17 protein-coding genes are annotated in these 15,550 nt (G+C 32.2%); 8 read left to right on the top strand and 9 right to left on the bottom strand.

The window, feature by feature from the left end; genetic code table 11:
- Positions 1 to 2: 2 nt before the first annotated feature.
- From Q0921_RS13050 to rsfS, 5 genes are all read right to left on the bottom strand, one after another.
- Positions 3 to 650 carry a phosphatidylserine decarboxylase family protein gene (locus Q0921_RS13050; protein ID WP_299257524.1) on the bottom strand — a complete coding sequence of 216 codons (648 nt, stop codon included), beginning with the start codon at positions 648 to 650 and terminating at the stop codon, positions 3 to 5.
- Positions 640 to 1,449, bottom strand: a complete 810-nt coding sequence (locus tag Q0921_RS13045) for a phosphatidate cytidylyltransferase (RefSeq protein WP_299257522.1) — start codon at positions 1,447 to 1,449, stop codon at positions 640 to 642. The genes Q0921_RS13050 and Q0921_RS13045 overlap by 11 nt, the downstream gene beginning before the upstream one ends.
- A 1-nt stretch (position 1,450) precedes the next feature.
- The gene (locus Q0921_RS13040; RefSeq protein ID WP_299257520.1) at positions 1,451 to 2,062 is read right to left on the bottom strand and encodes an LUD domain-containing protein; all 612 of its coding nucleotides are present in this window, start codon (positions 2,060 to 2,062) and stop codon (positions 1,451 to 1,453) included.
- Between the two features lie 120 nt (positions 2,063 to 2,182).
- Positions 2,183 to 4,129: an ATP-dependent zinc metalloprotease FtsH gene (ftsH, locus tag Q0921_RS13035; RefSeq protein WP_299257518.1), complete on the bottom strand. Its 1,947-nt coding sequence runs from the start codon at positions 4,127 to 4,129 to the stop codon at positions 2,183 to 2,185.
- An 11-nt stretch (positions 4,130 to 4,140) separates the two neighbouring features.
- Positions 4,141 to 4,512 (bottom strand): ribosome silencing factor, encoded by a 372-nt coding sequence (rsfS, locus tag Q0921_RS13030; protein WP_298543544.1) that lies wholly within the window; start codon positions 4,510 to 4,512, stop codon positions 4,141 to 4,143.
- A 90-nt stretch (positions 4,513 to 4,602) separates the two neighbouring features.
- On the opposite strand from rsfS, the gene Q0921_RS13025 reads away from it, so the two are divergent.
- Positions 4,603 to 5,334, top strand: coding sequence for a biotin--[acetyl-CoA-carboxylase] ligase (locus tag Q0921_RS13025; protein WP_299257516.1), 732 nt, complete (start codon positions 4,603 to 4,605; stop codon positions 5,332 to 5,334).
- A gap of 95 nt (positions 5,335 to 5,429) precedes the next feature.
- Here Q0921_RS13025 and Q0921_RS13020 read toward each other — a convergent pair whose 3' ends face one another.
- Both Q0921_RS13020 and pyrE read right to left on the bottom strand, forming a co-directional pair.
- Complete coding sequence (locus tag Q0921_RS13020; protein WP_299257514.1) at positions 5,430 to 5,822, bottom strand: SRPBCC family protein; 393 nt, start codon at positions 5,820 to 5,822, stop codon at positions 5,430 to 5,432.
- Between the two features lie 13 nt (positions 5,823 to 5,835).
- A complete protein-coding gene (pyrE, locus tag Q0921_RS13015; protein WP_299257512.1) occupies positions 5,836 to 6,477 on the bottom strand; it encodes an orotate phosphoribosyltransferase in 642 nt (213 codons plus the stop codon).
- A gap of 8 nt (positions 6,478 to 6,485) precedes the next feature.
- On the opposite strand from pyrE, the gene Q0921_RS13010 reads away from it, so the two are divergent.
- From Q0921_RS13010 to Q0921_RS13000, 3 genes are all read left to right on the top strand, one after another.
- Positions 6,486 to 7,094 carry an NUDIX domain-containing protein gene (locus Q0921_RS13010; protein WP_299257511.1) on the top strand — a complete coding sequence of 203 codons (609 nt, stop codon included), beginning with the start codon at positions 6,486 to 6,488 and terminating at the stop codon, positions 7,092 to 7,094.
- Positions 7,095 to 7,209: 115 nt separating this feature from the next.
- Positions 7,210 to 8,127: an ABC transporter permease gene (locus Q0921_RS13005; RefSeq protein ID WP_299257510.1), complete on the top strand. Its 918-nt coding sequence runs from the start codon at positions 7,210 to 7,212 to the stop codon at positions 8,125 to 8,127.
- On the top strand, positions 8,124 to 8,804 hold the full coding sequence (locus Q0921_RS13000) for an ATP-binding cassette domain-containing protein (RefSeq protein ID WP_299257509.1): 681 nt from the start codon (positions 8,124 to 8,126) through the stop codon (positions 8,802 to 8,804). Before Q0921_RS13005 ends, Q0921_RS13000 begins: the two co-directional genes overlap by 4 nt.
- A 3-nt stretch (positions 8,805 to 8,807) precedes the next feature.
- Here Q0921_RS13000 and Q0921_RS12995 read toward each other — a convergent pair whose 3' ends face one another.
- Positions 8,808 to 10,553 (bottom strand): M14 family metallopeptidase, encoded by a 1,746-nt coding sequence (locus Q0921_RS12995; protein ID WP_299257505.1) that lies wholly within the window; start codon positions 10,551 to 10,553, stop codon positions 8,808 to 8,810.
- Between the two features lie 152 nt (positions 10,554 to 10,705).
- Between Q0921_RS12995 and Q0921_RS12990 the strand changes: the two genes are divergently transcribed.
- The 4 genes from Q0921_RS12990 to Q0921_RS12975 are packed head-to-tail and all read left to right on the top strand — an operon-like array spanning position 10,706 to position 14,724.
- On the top strand, positions 10,706 to 12,337 hold the full coding sequence (locus Q0921_RS12990) for a SulP family inorganic anion transporter (protein WP_299257503.1): 1,632 nt from the start codon (positions 10,706 to 10,708) through the stop codon (positions 12,335 to 12,337).
- Positions 12,338 to 12,381: 44 nt separating this feature from the next.
- Positions 12,382 to 13,125, top strand: a complete 744-nt coding sequence (locus tag Q0921_RS12985) for a prolipoprotein diacylglyceryl transferase (protein WP_299257501.1) — start codon at positions 12,382 to 12,384, stop codon at positions 13,123 to 13,125.
- Positions 13,115 to 14,509: a radical SAM protein gene (locus Q0921_RS12980; protein WP_299257499.1), complete on the top strand. Its 1,395-nt coding sequence runs from the start codon at positions 13,115 to 13,117 to the stop codon at positions 14,507 to 14,509. The genes Q0921_RS12985 and Q0921_RS12980 overlap by 11 nt, the downstream gene beginning before the upstream one ends.
- Positions 14,506 to 14,724, top strand: coding sequence for a hypothetical protein (locus Q0921_RS12975; RefSeq protein ID WP_299257497.1), 219 nt, complete (start codon positions 14,506 to 14,508; stop codon positions 14,722 to 14,724). Before Q0921_RS12980 ends, Q0921_RS12975 begins: the two co-directional genes overlap by 4 nt.
- On the opposite strand, the gene Q0921_RS12970 is transcribed toward Q0921_RS12975, so the two are convergent.
- On the bottom strand, positions 14,721 to 15,542 hold the full coding sequence (locus Q0921_RS12970) for a class I SAM-dependent methyltransferase (RefSeq protein ID WP_299257495.1): 822 nt from the start codon (positions 15,540 to 15,542) through the stop codon (positions 14,721 to 14,723). The two genes, Q0921_RS12975 and Q0921_RS12970, sit on opposite strands and share 4 nt — an antisense overlap.
- Positions 15,543 to 15,550: the final 8 nt, after the last annotated feature.

Raw genomic sequence — 15,550 nt, 5'->3', positions numbered from 1 at the left:
AACTATACGCTAGCGATAATACTTTCTCCTCCTTTAACTTTTTGATTTAGTAAGACATTAATTTCTGTTCCTATAGGTAAAAATACATCTACTCTGGAACCAAATTTAATAAATCCACTATCAGAACCTTGGGTTACTTTTTCACCTTCTTTAGCATAATTTACAATTCTTTTTGCTAACGCCCCAGCAATTTGTCGATAAAGAATCTCAACAAAACTATTTTTTACAACAACTGTTGTTCGTTCATTTTCTTCAGATGCTTTGGGATGCCAAGCAACAAGATATTTTCCAGGGTGATATTTACTTAATTTTACATCTCCATTAATTGGATGTCTGGTTACGTGAACATTAATTGGAGACATGAAAATAGAAACCTGTAGTCTGTTTTCTTTGAAGTACTCTTTTTCAAATACTTCTTCTATGACTACTACTTTTCCATCTACTGGGGCTACGACTGTATTGTCATTTACATCAGTATGTCTTTTGGGGTTTCTGAAAAATTGTAATATTAATATCAAAAAAACCAATGTAACCGAAAATATACCGATAATCCATTCGTCTATCTGAATTGATACGTAAGATGCTGCATTAATACCTAGAAAAAGTACTATTGCTACTGAAATAATTTTATAACCTTCTTTATGAAACATGCTTCAATATTTGTAAAAATGCATATAAAAATGGACTAGCAAATATAATGCTATCCAGACGATCGAAAATTCCGCCGTGACCAGGCATTATCGATCCACTATCCTTTACTCCGGCTTGCCTTTTAAATTTAGACTGTATAAGGTCGCCTAGAGTGCCAAAAATACTCATAATTATACTTATAATCAACCAGACCATAATCGATAGGGTCTCAGAGAATATAGCTATTAAGTACCCTGCTAATAAAGTAAAAAGAAAACCTCCAATAAAACCCTCAATAGTTTTTTTAGGAGATATGCGTTCTAATAACTTATGTTTTCCAAAGTTTTTACCAACCAAATAGGCAAATGTATCGTTTGTCCAAATCATTAAAAGTGGCCCTGCTACCATAATAGGATTGTATTTATCGTCATATGATGGTATGAGTGTTAAAAATACTATTGAGGTAATAAGGAAAAATATACTGGTAAAGTATTTTCTTTTTTCGAACATAGGAATTATTCGAATTGTAATAAGATCTCTAACTAAAAATAATTGTGTGATTATAGTAAGAGCCAGAACAATCAAAGTAATCGAATATGGTGTCTTAAAATTAGGGGTATGGAATAAAAAAAGAAATCCAATAAATACAATGTAAAGCCAAACTTTTTTTAAATGAATTAACTTTTGAAATTCATAAATACAGATAATACCAAAGATAAGAAATACTCCAATGAAAGTATATTTATGAATAAATATAGAAATTAATAATATCAAGATATATAAAAATCCTGATAAAGACCTTGTAAGCAGTTCCTTCATATTATAAATCTTCCAGCAGCAGCAAATATAGATTTTTTGAGCTACTTCCGTAGCTTAAGAAGTCTTTTTCTTTTTGCGGTTCGAAGTTTTTAATAGTAGTAATGTTCGAAGGAATTGAGTTTTTGTTTTTTTCTTTAATTCCTTTTAAACCTTCACCTATGCTGTTAACTAGTTGGCTAGTAGAAGCTAGTATAACAAAGTTATCAGGGAGTTCGGTTAGTTTTTTTTCTCTTAATTGATTAGAAGAGATAAGGATTGCTCCGCTATCTGCAATAAGATATTCGCAAGTAGCAAAAAAGAACGATGAAGGTAGTTTTTTTACGTAGTTAAGATTGAATCCAGAAAATTTATGCTCCAGTCCCATATCGAAACAACATACATCTTGTTCATACCAATCATTTTCTAAAAGGATCTTGTCAAAAGAATCAAGTACTTCATCATCGCTATCGCAATACAGAAATTTGCCTCCATTTCTTTTGAAATTAATCATAAAGCTTTCATCAACCGGGAGATTGATTTCGGGCATGTATTTACTGCGATCTTCAGCGTGACGTTCCTTACTCTTTTGGTCTGATTTAGATTTTGAGGAAAATATTCTTCTAAATAGACTCATCTTTTTTATTCGATCGGGGATTACGGGTTAACAATACTTCCAAAGATAAAAAAATCTTAATCTAATATTCTTATTAGATTAAGATTTTTTTATTTTACTAGTAGAAATTACTTTAATATACTACGTAGGTTCTATTATTGTCTCTTCTTTCTTGCCAAATGGACGTTCTCCAAAAATTTTCTCTAAGTTATCTTTAAATATAACCTCTTTCTCGAGTAATACTTCTGCAAGTTCAGTCAGTTTATCTTTATTGTTCTCTAACAATTTAATAGCACGTTGATATTGCTCTTCAATAATATTAGATATCTCCTTGTCAATAAGCTCACTTGTTTGTTCGCTATACGGCTTAGTAAAGCCATATTCGTTTTCACCAGAAGAATCATAATATGTTAAGTTTCCAATTTTATCGTTAAGACCATAAATGGTAACCATGGCACGGGCTTGTTTAGTTACTTTTTCTAAATCGCTTAAAGCTCCTGTAGAAATTTCATTAAAGATTACTTTTTCCGCTGCACGACCTCCAAGAGTTGCACACATTTCGTCTAACATTTGATTAGGGCGTACTATGAGTCTTTCTTCAGGAAGATACCAAGCAGCACCCAGAGATTGACCTCTAGGAACAATTGTTACTTTTACTAATGGAGCTGCATGTTCCAGCATCCAACTAACTGTAGCATGACCCGCTTCGTGGAATGCAATTGCACGTTTTTCTCCAGGTGTAACTATTTTGTTTTTCTTTTCTAGTCCACCAACTATTCTGTCTACTGCATCAAGAAAATCTTGTTTACCAACTGCTTTATTTCCTTTACGGGCTGCGATAAGTGCAGCTTCATTACAAACATTGGCAATATCTGCACCAGAGAAACCAGGTGTTTGCTTCGATAAGAAATCTGTATCTAGTCCTTCTTCCTTCTTTAGAGGTTTAAGGTGTACTTCGAATATTTCTTTACGTTCTCTTACATCAGGTAGATCAACATATATCTGTCTATCAAAACGACCTGCTCTCATTAAGGCTTTGTCTAACACATCCGCACGGTTGGTAGCAGCTATAACAATTACGTTAGTATTTGTACCAAAACCATCCATTTCTGTTAGAAGCTGATTCAAAGTGTTTTCTCTTTCATCGTTAGATCCTGAGAAATTACTCTTTCCTCTTGCTCGTCCTATCGCATCAATCTCGTCAATAAAAATAATGGCAGGAGATTTTTCTTTTGCCTGTTTAAAAAGGTCACGAACTCTAGAAGCACCTACTCCTACAAACATTTCTACAAAATCAGATCCTGATAAAGAGAAGAAAGGTACTTTGGCTTCACCTGCTACGGCTTTTGCTAATAATGTCTTTCCTGTACCAGGAGGACCTACTAATAATGCTCCTTTGGGTATTTTTCCTCCTAATGAGGTGTATTTTTCAGGATTTTTGAGAAAATCAACGATTTCCTGAACTTCCTCTTTTGCTCCTTCAAGACCAGCTACATTTTCAAAAGAAACTTTTACATCTGTATTCTGATCAAAAAGCTTTGCTTTGGATTTCCCAATATTAAAAATCTGTCCTCCAGCACCACCACCGGCACCACCACTCATTCTTCGCATAATGAATATCCATACACCAATAATTAGTGCAAAAGGCAGTAAAGTGATAAAAAGATCACCCCACATATTACTTTCGGTATCATAACTAACTTCGGTGGATAGGTTGTTGTCACTTTTAATTTTCGCAATTTCATTCTCAAAGTTTTGAAGATCACCAAATTCGAATTCGTAATCAGCGTCATTAGGACTCTGAGGTAAGATAGAATTCTTTTTGTTTTTGGAATGTTTTTCTTGACTTTTTGCTTCTTGAGTCAGAAAAACCTTTGCTTTTCTTCTATTGATGATCAATACACGCTCTACTTCGCCACTGATTAAGAAATTGTTGAAATCTGAAGGGGTGGTTTCGGGAGCTGATCCCATATTACTACCGCCTAAAAAATTTAATGCTAAAAACCCAATAATTATGATTGCATAAATCCAATATGCACTAAATTTCGGTTTTTTATTAGGTTCTACTTTTTTATTTTCTTTAGCCATTTACGCTTTTTTTAATAGTTTGTTTCAATAGTTGTTGTTTTCGCGTCTCCCCATAATCCTTCAATATCATAAAATTCTCTGATGTGTTTTTGGAAAACATGTACAACTACATTTACGTAATCAATCAATACCCATTCTGCATTTTCGCTTCCTTCTATATGCCAAGGCTTGTCCTTAAGTGATTTGCTTACTGTTTTTTGGATGGAATTAACAATGGCATTTACTTGGGTGTTAGAGGTTCCGTTACAAATAACAAAATAATTACAAACGGTATTTTCGATTTCTCTTAAATCTAATATACTAATGTCATTACCCTTTACTTCTTCAATACCTTTAATAATTTGAGTTATTAATTGATCAGTACCGATTTCTTTTTTAGTCATGCATTTTTTTAATTTGTGTAAAGTTATTACTTTTTATGGTTTTAATGTCCGTATTTGTGGACATTTGTAAAAACTTTCACATCGTTATTTATGGATATAATCAAAGTTGATGCCATTGACTCTACAAATACTTTTCTTCGGGATATGAATCGTGAGAAAAACTTAGTTAAACCTGTTTGTGTTATTGCAAGGGAACAACTTAAAGGTAAAGGACAAATCGGAACAACTTGGCAAAGTAACCCTGGAGAAAACCTTACATGCAGTGTGTTTATGCCTATTGATGAACTTGGTGTTATGGATCAGTTTTATATTTCTATGACGGTTTCTCTGGCGGTATATGATGTTTTAGACAGGTTAATGCTTCCGAAATTATCTATAAAATGGCCAAACGACATTCTGTCAGATAGATATAAGATCTGTGGTATTTTAATAGAAAATGTTGTTAATAATGGCAGATTAAGAGGTGCGATTGTAGGTATTGGAATAAATGTAAATCAACAAGATTTTTATAATCTTCCACGTGCAGGGTCTATTAGAAAAATTTTAGGACAGCGTTTTAGCTTAGATGAGATGTTATCTTTATTGTTAACAAAGATAGAATATCGATTTTCGGTTCTTAATACTTCTGTCTTTACAATTCTTAAGAAAGAATATGAATCACTGCTTTTTAGAAAAAACAAACCCTCTACATTTTTGGATGCAAAGGGTAATTCTTTTGTTGGTATTATTCAAGACGTTACTACGTTCGGTAAACTTCAAATACTTTTAGAGGATGAAATCATACAAAGTTTTGATCTGAAAGAAGTAAGCCTACTTTATTAATCAATGCGTGATTAAGTTTTTTAATTAGTGGTTTGTTTAGAGTTAGAAGTTAAGATTTGAATTTATATTTTACTCACACCCTCACATATCTGAGTCTAAAGCTTACTAATATTTTCACTTAGCGTGTTAATAAAATTCTGGATTGGATTTTTTATCATCATACCCATCATTGCATTAAATTGGCCTTCAAAAATAAGTTGAGTCGTACTTTTTTGTCCTTCGGTATCTATAATATTTGCAGTAAGTGTAAAAGGTAACTTTTCACTGGCTGCACCAAGAACGACAGTCGAGTGCTCCGTACTTCCTTTTTGTTCTAACACGATTTCTGGCATTCCTTTTAGTTGAAAAAGAAATCTTGAGTCGCTTAGTTTTTCAAATTTTTGTTTGCTTTCCGGCATTAGCTGTTCAAAGTTTTCGACTTTTGTTAAAAATTCAAAAACTTCTTGTTGAGTTTTTTCTACAGTAACTGTAGGGCTTTCTAAATTCATTGATGTTAAAAATTTATTGATTCCACTCTGCTGGATTAATTCTCCAGTTTTGTAGCGTTTTTTGTTGCTCTTCTGTGATATAGTTAGTATCTAATGCTTGTTCCAGAAGGTTTTCATAATTACTTAAGGTTTGCAAAGATAATGCCGCTTCTTCAAAGTTTTTTGAGGCAATATCAAAACCGTAGTTAAAGATGGCAACCATTCCTTTGACGTTCGCGTTTGCTTCATTCAAAGCTTTTACCGCATTAAGGCTACTTTTCCCAGTACTTATAAGATCCTCTACCACGACTACATTTTTACCTGAAGGTATAATTCCTTCTATTTGGTTTTTTCTTCCGTGTTTTTTTGCTTCTGGCCGAACATAAATAAAAGGTAAGTTTAGTTGTTCAGCAACAAGCATCCCGATACCAATGGCACCAGTAGCTACACCAGCTATTACATCAGGTTTGCCGTATTTTTCTTCGATAAATTTAGCAAGATTCTCTCTTAAAAAGTTGCGAATCACAGGATATGAAAGTGTAACACGATTGTCACAATAGATTGGAGATTTCCATCCTGATGCCCAAGTAAAAGGTTCTTGCGGTTGTAATTTAATTGCATTAATTTGCAATAATAGTTCAGCGGTTTTTTTTGCCGTATTTTTATCAAAAATCATAGTTGCAAATGTATAAAGTTTTTGTGAATAATACGCCTATTATTCTGTCTACAAAAAAGGGAATTGAAGATTATGAAACAATTCATATCAAAGAAGTAGATTTTCCTAAAATTATCAGAAATATTTTGCGAAAAGAAAATGAAGGTATTGAAGTTAAATATCATTTCTATCATAAAATTGAAGATAAACTTTTAGAGCATCTGTATGCTAAACTGCCGGTTGTAGTTGCAGCAGGGGGAAAAGCATATAATGCTGAGAAAGAGATTTTATTTATTAAGCGTAATGGTAAATGGGATTTACCAAAAGGTAAAGTAGAGAAAAAGGAGCATTTAGAAACTGCTGCAATTCGTGAAGTAGAAGAGGAGACAGGAGTTACAGGACTGGAAATTACCAAATTTTTATACAAAACATTTCACGTATTTAAGAGAAATGGTGAATTCCGATTAAAGGTTACCTATTGGTTCGAAATGATTACTGAGTTTGATGGAGAATTGGTGCCTCAGAAAAATGAAGGGATTACAAAAGTGAAATGGAAAAATAGGAAAAAAGCGAAAAAAGCACTGACCAATTCTTATGCGAATATCAAAAAGCTTTTTTCTCATGATTATCTATCATAATATGTATTAGGAAGTTGATAATGAAAATTTCTGAGATTAAAAAAATGTAACTTTTGTAATCAGAATGTGACCTATGATATACATTGTTTTATTTTTTTAATCTATGCCATAATCTTTGAAGTATTATTTTTTATTACAATACAAACGTATTTATAGAAGTTTTAAGGATTTCGGAACAGAACCTTTTATAGGATATCCTATAATTATTATTTTGTTCTATTGGATGTCTTCAAGTATTTTTGAAAATATATTATATGCAAATTATATATATGCTCTAATCAGTATATTTTTTACTTATGCAATAGGCAACTCCGAGCATCGTAGATTTGTAAAACAACACTTTTCTATTGCAAACTATCGAAAAATTATAGTAATTAATAATATGCTAAAGGTAACTCCATTTGCAATGTTTCTTCTATACAAAACATATTACATTGAAGTATTTTTGGTTTACGGTTTAGCATTTTTAGTCTCCTTAACAAAAAAAAGAACTAAAGTATCCTTAATGGTACCAACTCCTTTTGGTAAGAAGCCTTTTGAATTTGTTATCGGTTTTCGTAAAACTTTATGGTTGTTTCTGTTAATATATTGCTTGACTATTATAGCTGTTTATAAAGGGAATTTTAATTTAGGAGTATTCTCTTTAGTCTCTGTTTTTTTTGTTTGTTCCAGTTATTTTATGAAGCCGGATTCAGATTTCTATATTTGGATACATGCTATGAATTCTAGAGAATTTCTAAGACATAAAATCGGAATAGCTCTTCGAAATAGTTTTGTACTAGCGCTTCCGATTCTTATAGGGTTGTCAATTTTTTACTTTGATCAGTTACATATAACTTTATTTTTCTTGTTTGCAGGGTTTTCGTATATGTTGATGTATTTGTTAATGAAATATTCTTTTCAGAATCAAGGAATGGAAATATTTCAAGGGATAATAGGCATATTGTGTCTTTTATTTCCACCAATTCTGATAATCGCAATACCTTATTTTTATAACAAGACTATAAAGAACTTAGATCTACTACTGAAATGATATATATTAAAAAATTGTATAAATCTTATGGAAATAATAAGATCCTCAATGATATTAATTTAGCATTTAACCCAGGAGAAATTCATGGTGTGGTAGGGGAGAACGGAGCTGGAAAAACTACTTTGTTTAGAGCTATTTCTGGAATGGAAAATTTTAGAGGTACTGTAACATATACGGAAGGTAAAGTGAAAGATTTCATAGGTTTTTTGCCAACTGATCCATATTTTTTGTCAAAGATTACAGGAAAGGAATATTTACAATTATTATGTAATGCCAGAAATATTGAAATAAATAATTTCAAAGAAAAAAATATTTTTGACTTACCCCTAGATCAATACGCCGAAACGTATTCTACAGGAATGAAAAAGAAACTAGCATTAACAGGTATTTTATTGCAAAAAAATGATGTTTTTATTTTAGACGAACCATTTAATGGAGTTGATATTTATAGCAATGCAATTATTAATCAGCTTTTGGTAAAATTAAAAGAACTTAATAAAATAGTGATTTTGTCATCACATATTTTTTCTACATTGTATGAAACTTGTGATTATTTACATCATTTAAAAAATGGATGTATTTTAAAAAGTGTAGATAAATCTCAATTTGAAATTATTGAAAAAGAGATGCAAGCGTCGGGTATTGGACTTAAAATAGATAAGTTAGATTTAGAATAAATCTTATTTTAAAATTCGATAAATAGGATATCTCATATGTGCTTTTTCATAGTTTTCTGATTGTTTATGAATCCAATCTAATTGTGCGTACCAATTCTTAGCAAAAGCACTATCCTTTTTCTTTTCTTCGAACTTCTGTTTCAGTTTTTGATCACTTTTTAGTAATTCTGATGCTTTATCTTCCCAAACATATGGAGAGAACCCTTCCTTTTGTTGTAAAATAGTATCGAAGAAATTCCAATTAAAAAATGAGTCAGGAGCTTCGGGTTCTAATGTTTCCAATAAATACCTAAAGCCTTTTTGATTCGTAGGAATGATCAAGTCTCCATTTTTAAAAATTATTTCTTCTACGCTTTTTTTAACGGTGGTTGAATAATGTAAATAATGACCTTCATAAGGAGATTTTCGACTTTTGTAATCCTTTATGTGATACACTTCTACGGATATAGTAGAATCTTTTTCTAAGGTTTTGTATGATATTTGGTTGCGGTCTAATTTTATTTTCATATCCCACAATCCTTGTGGAATTATGTAAGCTTTAGGAATAGTAATTTCAGTAGTTGATGTAAAATAATTTTGATATAGTACTTCCTTAGAATAGGGTCTTTTCTGATCATATTTTAGTCGTTTTGATCCAGTGATTTCACTATCAATATATGCTCCTTCATATCCCTTAAAAGTAAATTTGGTTACTTTGGTTGTATCTACTTTCCAGTTTACAGGATATGTCTTTTGTTTTGGTAAATCTGAAAATGCAAGCTCACGAAGAGATTTAATTTTTTCACCATCTTTTTCAATAATATCAATCATTGATTTCATTAATTGATAGGTGCCTTCTACTCTAGGTTTGTAAGGTTTTAGCATATGGGTTTCTACCATCATTCCTAAGGTGTTCCATAAGGTAGTATATCCGGTAGAATATCTGGGAGAATCCATAAACTGTGTCCAGCCTTTGTCTGGGGTGGTTCCCCAAACATTCACATAAGGAGTGATATCCCAGTTTTTAGCAGAAAGCGATGTTTCTAGCTGTGGATGCATTTCGTTATGTAGATAATCACCAAGCTTACCATTTAATTTATTATGTTGGGTGAATAAATGTGTTAATGTATATTGGTAATCAGCTCCATTACTTACATGGTTATCGATAAAAACATCAGGTTGTACCAAATGAAAAATCTCTGCAAAGGTTTGTGCATTTTTTGTATCACTCTTTATAAAATCACGATTCAGGTCATAATTTCGAGCATTTCCTCTAAAACCGTACACTTTCGGTCCATTTTGATTGGTTCGAGTTCCGGTATTACGATTTAATGCACCGCCAATGTTATAGATAGGGATCGCTACTGTAACCGTGTTTTTCGGTGCTTCGATTTTACCTTGAGCAATATCTCTAAAAAGTAACATTGTTGCATCAATACCATCGCTTTCTCCCGGATGAATTCCATTATTGATTAGTAGGATACGTTTGGTTTTTCGAATTTTTTCGAAATCAAACTCTTTATCAGGATTAAGAGTAATTATATGTAAAGGATTACCGCTGTCAGTAATTCCAATTTTTCGAATATCGATTTCCGGATAGGTTTCAGAAAGATTTTTATAATACCTAATCACTTCTGGATATGTTGGTGTTTCAGTACCGTTACTTTTTTCGAAAATTGTTGTAAAATCAATATTTTTAGTAGATTCTTTTTCAGAAGTATTACAAGAAATAATCATTAATAAGCTGATAGTAAGTAGTGTAATTCGCATAGGTGATATGTATGAGGGATAAATATACTAAGTTTTACGATTTTTAAATCTTCTATAACGTTTTAGTTGTATATGAGGTATAGAATAGCAATTGATTTTGCTTGTCAAGACATAAATTAACTGTATTTTTGCCCCCTCAAAATAAACTGATTATGACCGAGTTTGTAAGAAAAATTATTCCAAATGCTAAAGATGATGTTATAGCAGGAATTACTGTGTCATTAGCTATGATACCAGAGGTAGTGGCTTTTGCTTTTGTGGCTCAAATTGATCCTTTGGTGGCATTGTCTGGAGCTTTTATTATAGGGCTTATTACAGCTGTTTTTGGTGGGAGGCCTGGTTTAATATCAGGTGCTGCAGGTGCAGTGGCAGTTATTTTTGTAAATCTAATATCAGAAGGTCACGCAAAAGGTTTAGAATTTGATATTCCAATAGATAACATGGGATACTATTATTTGTTAGCTGCCGTGGTTTTGATGGGGTTGATTCAGATCATTGCAGGGGTATTTAAATTAGGTCGTTTTGTCCGTTTAATTCCGCATCCCGTTATGATGGGATTTGTAAATGGCTTGGCAATAGTGATTTTTATTGCTCAGGTAAAAATGTTTACTCATAAGAAATTAGAAATAGCAGCCGATGGAGTAAAAAAGTATATCAGTATTCCTATGGAAGGAATCGAACTCTACACAACACTAGGGTTGGTGTTGTTAACAATGATGATTGTTTGGGGACTCCCTAAATTAACTACTAAAATACCTGCTGCTTTAACTGCAATATTAGTAACTACTGGAATTGTGGTATTTGCTAAATTAAAAGTAAGTACAGTAGGATCATATATTAGAGAAGGTGGAGGTGATGGTCTTTCTGGTGAATTTCCTACACCCAATGTAGAGTTATGGGAATTCTTACCTTTTACGGCTGATACTTTATGGTTTATTTTACCCTTCGCATTTTTGGCAGCTTCGGTTGGACTGATAGAATCCTTAATGACAATGAATTTAGTTGATGAATTAACAGAATCTAGAGGTGATGGTAATCGCGAGTGTGTTGCTCAGGGATTTGGTAATGTAGTAAGTGGGTTATTTGGAGGTACTGGTGGGTGTGGTATGATAGGTCAAACAGTGATTAATATCAATGCAGGAGGGCGAGGAAGATTGTCTGGTATAATAATGGCTGTCACTTTATTGATTTTTATTTTGTTTGCTGATAGCTACATAGAACAAGTGCCTATTGCGGCTCTGGTAGGAGTTATGTTTATGATGGTGATAGAGACTTTCGCATGGTCTAGTTTTCGTATTCTTAGAAAAATTCCGATTGCTGACGCTATTGTTTTAGTCATTGTATCGGCAGTTACTGTTATTTATGATTTGGCGATTGCCGTTTTTGTAGGAGTTATTATTTCTGCTTTAGTTTTTGCTTGGGAAAATGCGAAAAAAATTAGAGCTAGAAAACATCTTAAGGAAGATGGAACCAAGGTGTATGAAATTTGGGGTCCGCTTTTCTTTGGTAGTATACAAGCTTTTAATAGTAAGTTTGATATAGCGAATGATCCAGATAATGTAGAGATTGATTTTATTGAATCTCGTGTGAGTGATCATTCTGCACTAGAAGCTATTTTTAATCTAGTAAGGAAATATGAAGAAGCTGGTAAGCAAGTTAGGTTAAAACACTTAAGTGAAGAATGTCAAGCATTAATGATCAAAGCTTCTCCAAGATTAGCAAACGTTATAGAGCACGATATTGATGATCCGAGATATCACGTAATGGCTAAAGTCATGAAGTAAATAAAATGTATATTTCGATCTTTAAGTCGAAAATAAGTATTAAAATGGATATTCCTTTTGAACCGGTAGTTTTTGGTATTAAAGTGAATATCCATTTGATTTTAGAATATGCTGCTTTTTTTGTTGGATTTCGATACTATGTATTTCTAAAAAGGAATATAACAGATCCAATATCTTCTACGAATAGATTATCAATAATCATAGGAGCAGTCTTCGGAGCATTTTTAGGATCTAGAGTCATTGGTTTTTTAGAAAATCCTTCTTTTTTAGCATTTAGTCCAGAATATCTAGTTCAGTTGTTAAGCGCTAAAACTATTATGGGCGGTCTTTTTGGAGGTTTGATAGGAGTTGAGCTAGCTAAGAAAATCATTGAAGAAAAAAGATCATCTGGAGACTTATTCACGTTTCCTATTATATTAGGGATAATAGTAGGAAGAGTTGGTTGTTTTTTAGCTGGAATCAACGAATTTACTTACGGAAAAGAGACATCTTCTTTTTTGGGAATGGATTTAGGAGATGGTTTGTTAAGATATCCAATTGCGCTTTTCGAAGTGGTCTTTTTAATACCATTATGGATTGTTTTAAAGCGATTTCAAAATAAGCGTAATTCAGATTCAGGAATACTTTTCAAGTATTTTATGATTTCTTATTTTCTATTTCGTTTTTTGATAGAGTTTTTAAAACCTAATACTTTTTTTGTTTTAGGACTTAGTAGTATTCAGTATTTATGTATCTTATGCTTGATTTACTACCATAAAACAATCCGAAAACTCTTTTATGCCAACTAGAAATTATACGTATTACGATTTTACATTAAGTTTATGTCCTACCTGTCTTAAGAGAATTGATGCCAAAATTGTTTTTGAAGAAGATAAGGTTTTTATGTTAAAGCGATGTCCTGAACATGGCAGATCCAAAGTGCTGATAGCAGATGATATCGAATATTATAAGAATATCAGAAATTATAATAAACCTTCAGAGTTTCCTTATAAATTTAATACTTCAACTGATTACGGATGTCCATATGATTGTGGGTTATGCCCTGATCATGAGCAGCACTCTTGCTTATCAATTATCGAGGTTACGGATAGATGTAATCTTACCTGTCCAACTTGTTATGCATCCTCATCACCTCATTATGGGAGGCATAGAACACTGGATGAAATAAAGAAAATGTTGGACACTATTGTCGAAAATGAGAAAGAACCTGATGTTGTTCAGATTAGTGGAGGTGAGCCAACGATACATCCTCAATTTTTTGAGATACTTGATTACGCCAAGAAATTGCCTATTCGGCATTTGATGGTAAATACAAATGGAGTCAGAATAGCCAAGGACATTGGATTTGCGGAACGACTAGCAAGTTATATGCCTGATTTTGAAATTTATTTGCAGTTTGATTCTTTGAAAGCTGAGGTTTTGGAAAAGCTAAGAGGAGAGGATCTTACTCAAGTAAGAAAACAAGCTATTGAAAATTTAAACCAATTTAACCTATCTACTACTTTGGTAGTTACCTTAGAAAAAGGACTAAATGATTCAGAGATAGGGGATATCATATCATTTGCTACACAACAGAAATGTGTAAGAGGAGTAACGCTACAGCCTACACAAATTGCTGGCCGATTAGAGGATTTTGATACTCAAGAAAATCGAATTACTTTGACAGAAGTTCGCAGAAAAATATTAGAACAGTTTCCTGTTTTTGAATCTGATGATTTAATTCCTGTACCCTGTAATCCAGATGCTTTAGTGATGGGGTATGCATTGAAGAATGAAGAAGGAATCATTCCTTTAACACGCTATGTGAATCCGGCGGATTTATTAAATAATGGGAAGAACACCATTGTTTATGAACAGGATACGGAATTGCATGGTAAAATGTTAGAGTTGTTTAGTACAGGGAACTCTGTAGATGTAGCCTCTGAGAATCTTAAATCTATTATGTGCTGTCTGCCGGAGATTGATGCACCTGATTTAGGGTATGATAACTTATTTAGAATTATTATTATGCAATTTATCGATGCTTATAATTTTGATGTAAGGGCTGTTAAAAAGTCTTGTGTACATATAGTAAATAAGGATTGTAAAATTATTCCTTTTGAAACCATGAATCTATTTTATAGAGATGATAAAAAAGAATATCTTGAACAATTAAGAGAAGAAATAATATGATCACGAATTCAATTTTATTAGAGGTTGGAAATCTTAATGGAATAGTGTATTTAATCTTATTAATTTTGTTAGGACCACCAATATTTTTAGCATTGATTGGTTTGATTCTTTTTAGAACTAAAAACCGTAAAGCAGGAAAAGTTTTTTTTATTCTTGCAGGGGTTTATCTTGTAGTTGGATTAGGAATTTGTGGAGCATTGCTGGCTCAAGGTTAATCTCTTTCTAAAAGATACATGTGTTCATTAAGAATTTGATTCTTATTATTTATACCGAACTCTGACGCGTACATCCCTGCTAAATCAAATTCATTTTCATGCTCTTTAAGATGATAGCCTTTTATGTTTGAATAATATGAATTAGGTATGGTTTGATGAGAAAATGAGTCATTAGTATCATTATTACTGTCAAAATAATTAAGCAATCTTTTGTATATATCGGTTTTCTCTATTTCGGGTACATAAGATACACTTCCTACCAGATCTCCTTCGTGCTGAAGGTTTTTAAAAACTCGAAAAATTTTGTTGGTAACCGTTTGATTTAAGAAGAATAAAACGCCTTCTAGTAGTATAAATATAGGTTTGTTTTTGATCAAAGGTTTTAATGAAGCGATCATCTCTTCTTCTGTGTCTAAATTAAAATCCAAAGATAAATATTGGATATCACGTTTAGGTAATTTCATTTCTTCAGTCCAAAGATCTACGTACTCTTTTTTGTATTTGATAATTTCTTTTTTGTCAATCTCTATAGTAGAAATGGTATCTTCTAATAAAAATTGATACATGCTAAAGCCAGCTCCAAAATTGATTAATGTTCCGCCATTATTTTTATTAAAAAAAGATTTCATTTGCTCATAAAAGAACCTGTTTCTTATGCTATGTAAAATAGATTCATGTTCTGAAACATTCTTTAGGATGTCAGGTATCAAAGCTTCAGTGGCAGGATTATTCCACAGCTTCGCATAAATATCTTTACTAACATCTTCATGTTGTGATCTATATGTAGATACTACAAAGGCGGTTTCATGGATTTGCATACTATTAT

This window comes from uncultured Aquimarina sp. (assembly GCF_947496855.1).
GTDB lineage: Bacteria > Bacteroidota > Bacteroidia > Flavobacteriales > Flavobacteriaceae > Aquimarina.
Note: the sequence above shows the minus strand (reverse complement) of the source record. Positions and strands in the feature narration are given on the sequence as shown.

What these genes read in the sequence shown, in the direction of transcription:
- Q0921_RS13050 (WP_299257524.1), bottom strand. Translation starts at nt 650, where the DNA reads ATGTTTCATAAAGAAGGTTATAAAATTATTTCAGTAGCAATAGTACTT.
- Q0921_RS13045 (WP_299257522.1), bottom strand. Translation starts at nt 1,449, where the DNA reads ATGAAGGAACTGCTTACAAGGTCTTTATCAGGATTTTTATATATCTTG.
- Q0921_RS13040 (WP_299257520.1), bottom strand. Translation starts at nt 2,062, where the DNA reads ATGAGTCTATTTAGAAGAATATTTTCCTCAAAATCTAAATCAGACCAA.
- ftsH (WP_299257518.1), bottom strand. Translation starts at nt 4,129, where the DNA reads ATGGCTAAAGAAAATAAAAAAGTAGAACCTAATAAAAAACCGAAATTT.
- rsfS (WP_298543544.1), bottom strand. Translation starts at nt 4,512, where the DNA reads ATGACTAAAAAAGAAATCGGTACTGATCAATTAATAACTCAAATTATT.
- Q0921_RS13025 (WP_299257516.1), top strand. Translation starts at nt 4,603, where the DNA reads ATGGATATAATCAAAGTTGATGCCATTGACTCTACAAATACTTTTCTT.
- Q0921_RS13020 (WP_299257514.1), bottom strand. Translation starts at nt 5,822, where the DNA reads ATGAATTTAGAAAGCCCTACAGTTACTGTAGAAAAAACTCAACAAGAA.
- pyrE (WP_299257512.1), bottom strand. Translation starts at nt 6,477, where the DNA reads ATGATTTTTGATAAAAATACGGCAAAAAAAACCGCTGAACTATTATTG.
- Q0921_RS13010 (WP_299257511.1), top strand. Translation starts at nt 6,486, where the DNA reads ATGTATAAAGTTTTTGTGAATAATACGCCTATTATTCTGTCTACAAAA.
- Q0921_RS13000 (WP_299257509.1), top strand. Translation starts at nt 8,124, where the DNA reads ATGATATATATTAAAAAATTGTATAAATCTTATGGAAATAATAAGATC.
- Q0921_RS12995 (WP_299257505.1), bottom strand. Translation starts at nt 10,553, where the DNA reads ATGCGAATTACACTACTTACTATCAGCTTATTAATGATTATTTCTTGT.
- Q0921_RS12990 (WP_299257503.1), top strand. Translation starts at nt 10,706, where the DNA reads ATGACCGAGTTTGTAAGAAAAATTATTCCAAATGCTAAAGATGATGTT.
- Q0921_RS12985 (WP_299257501.1), top strand. Translation starts at nt 12,382, where the DNA reads ATGGATATTCCTTTTGAACCGGTAGTTTTTGGTATTAAAGTGAATATC.
- Q0921_RS12980 (WP_299257499.1), top strand. Translation starts at nt 13,115, where the DNA reads ATGCCAACTAGAAATTATACGTATTACGATTTTACATTAAGTTTATGT.
- Q0921_RS12975 (WP_299257497.1), top strand. Translation starts at nt 14,506, where the DNA reads ATGATCACGAATTCAATTTTATTAGAGGTTGGAAATCTTAATGGAATA.
- Q0921_RS12970 (WP_299257495.1), bottom strand. Translation starts at nt 15,542, where the DNA reads ATGCAAATCCATGAAACCGCCTTTGTAGTATCTACATATAGATCACAA.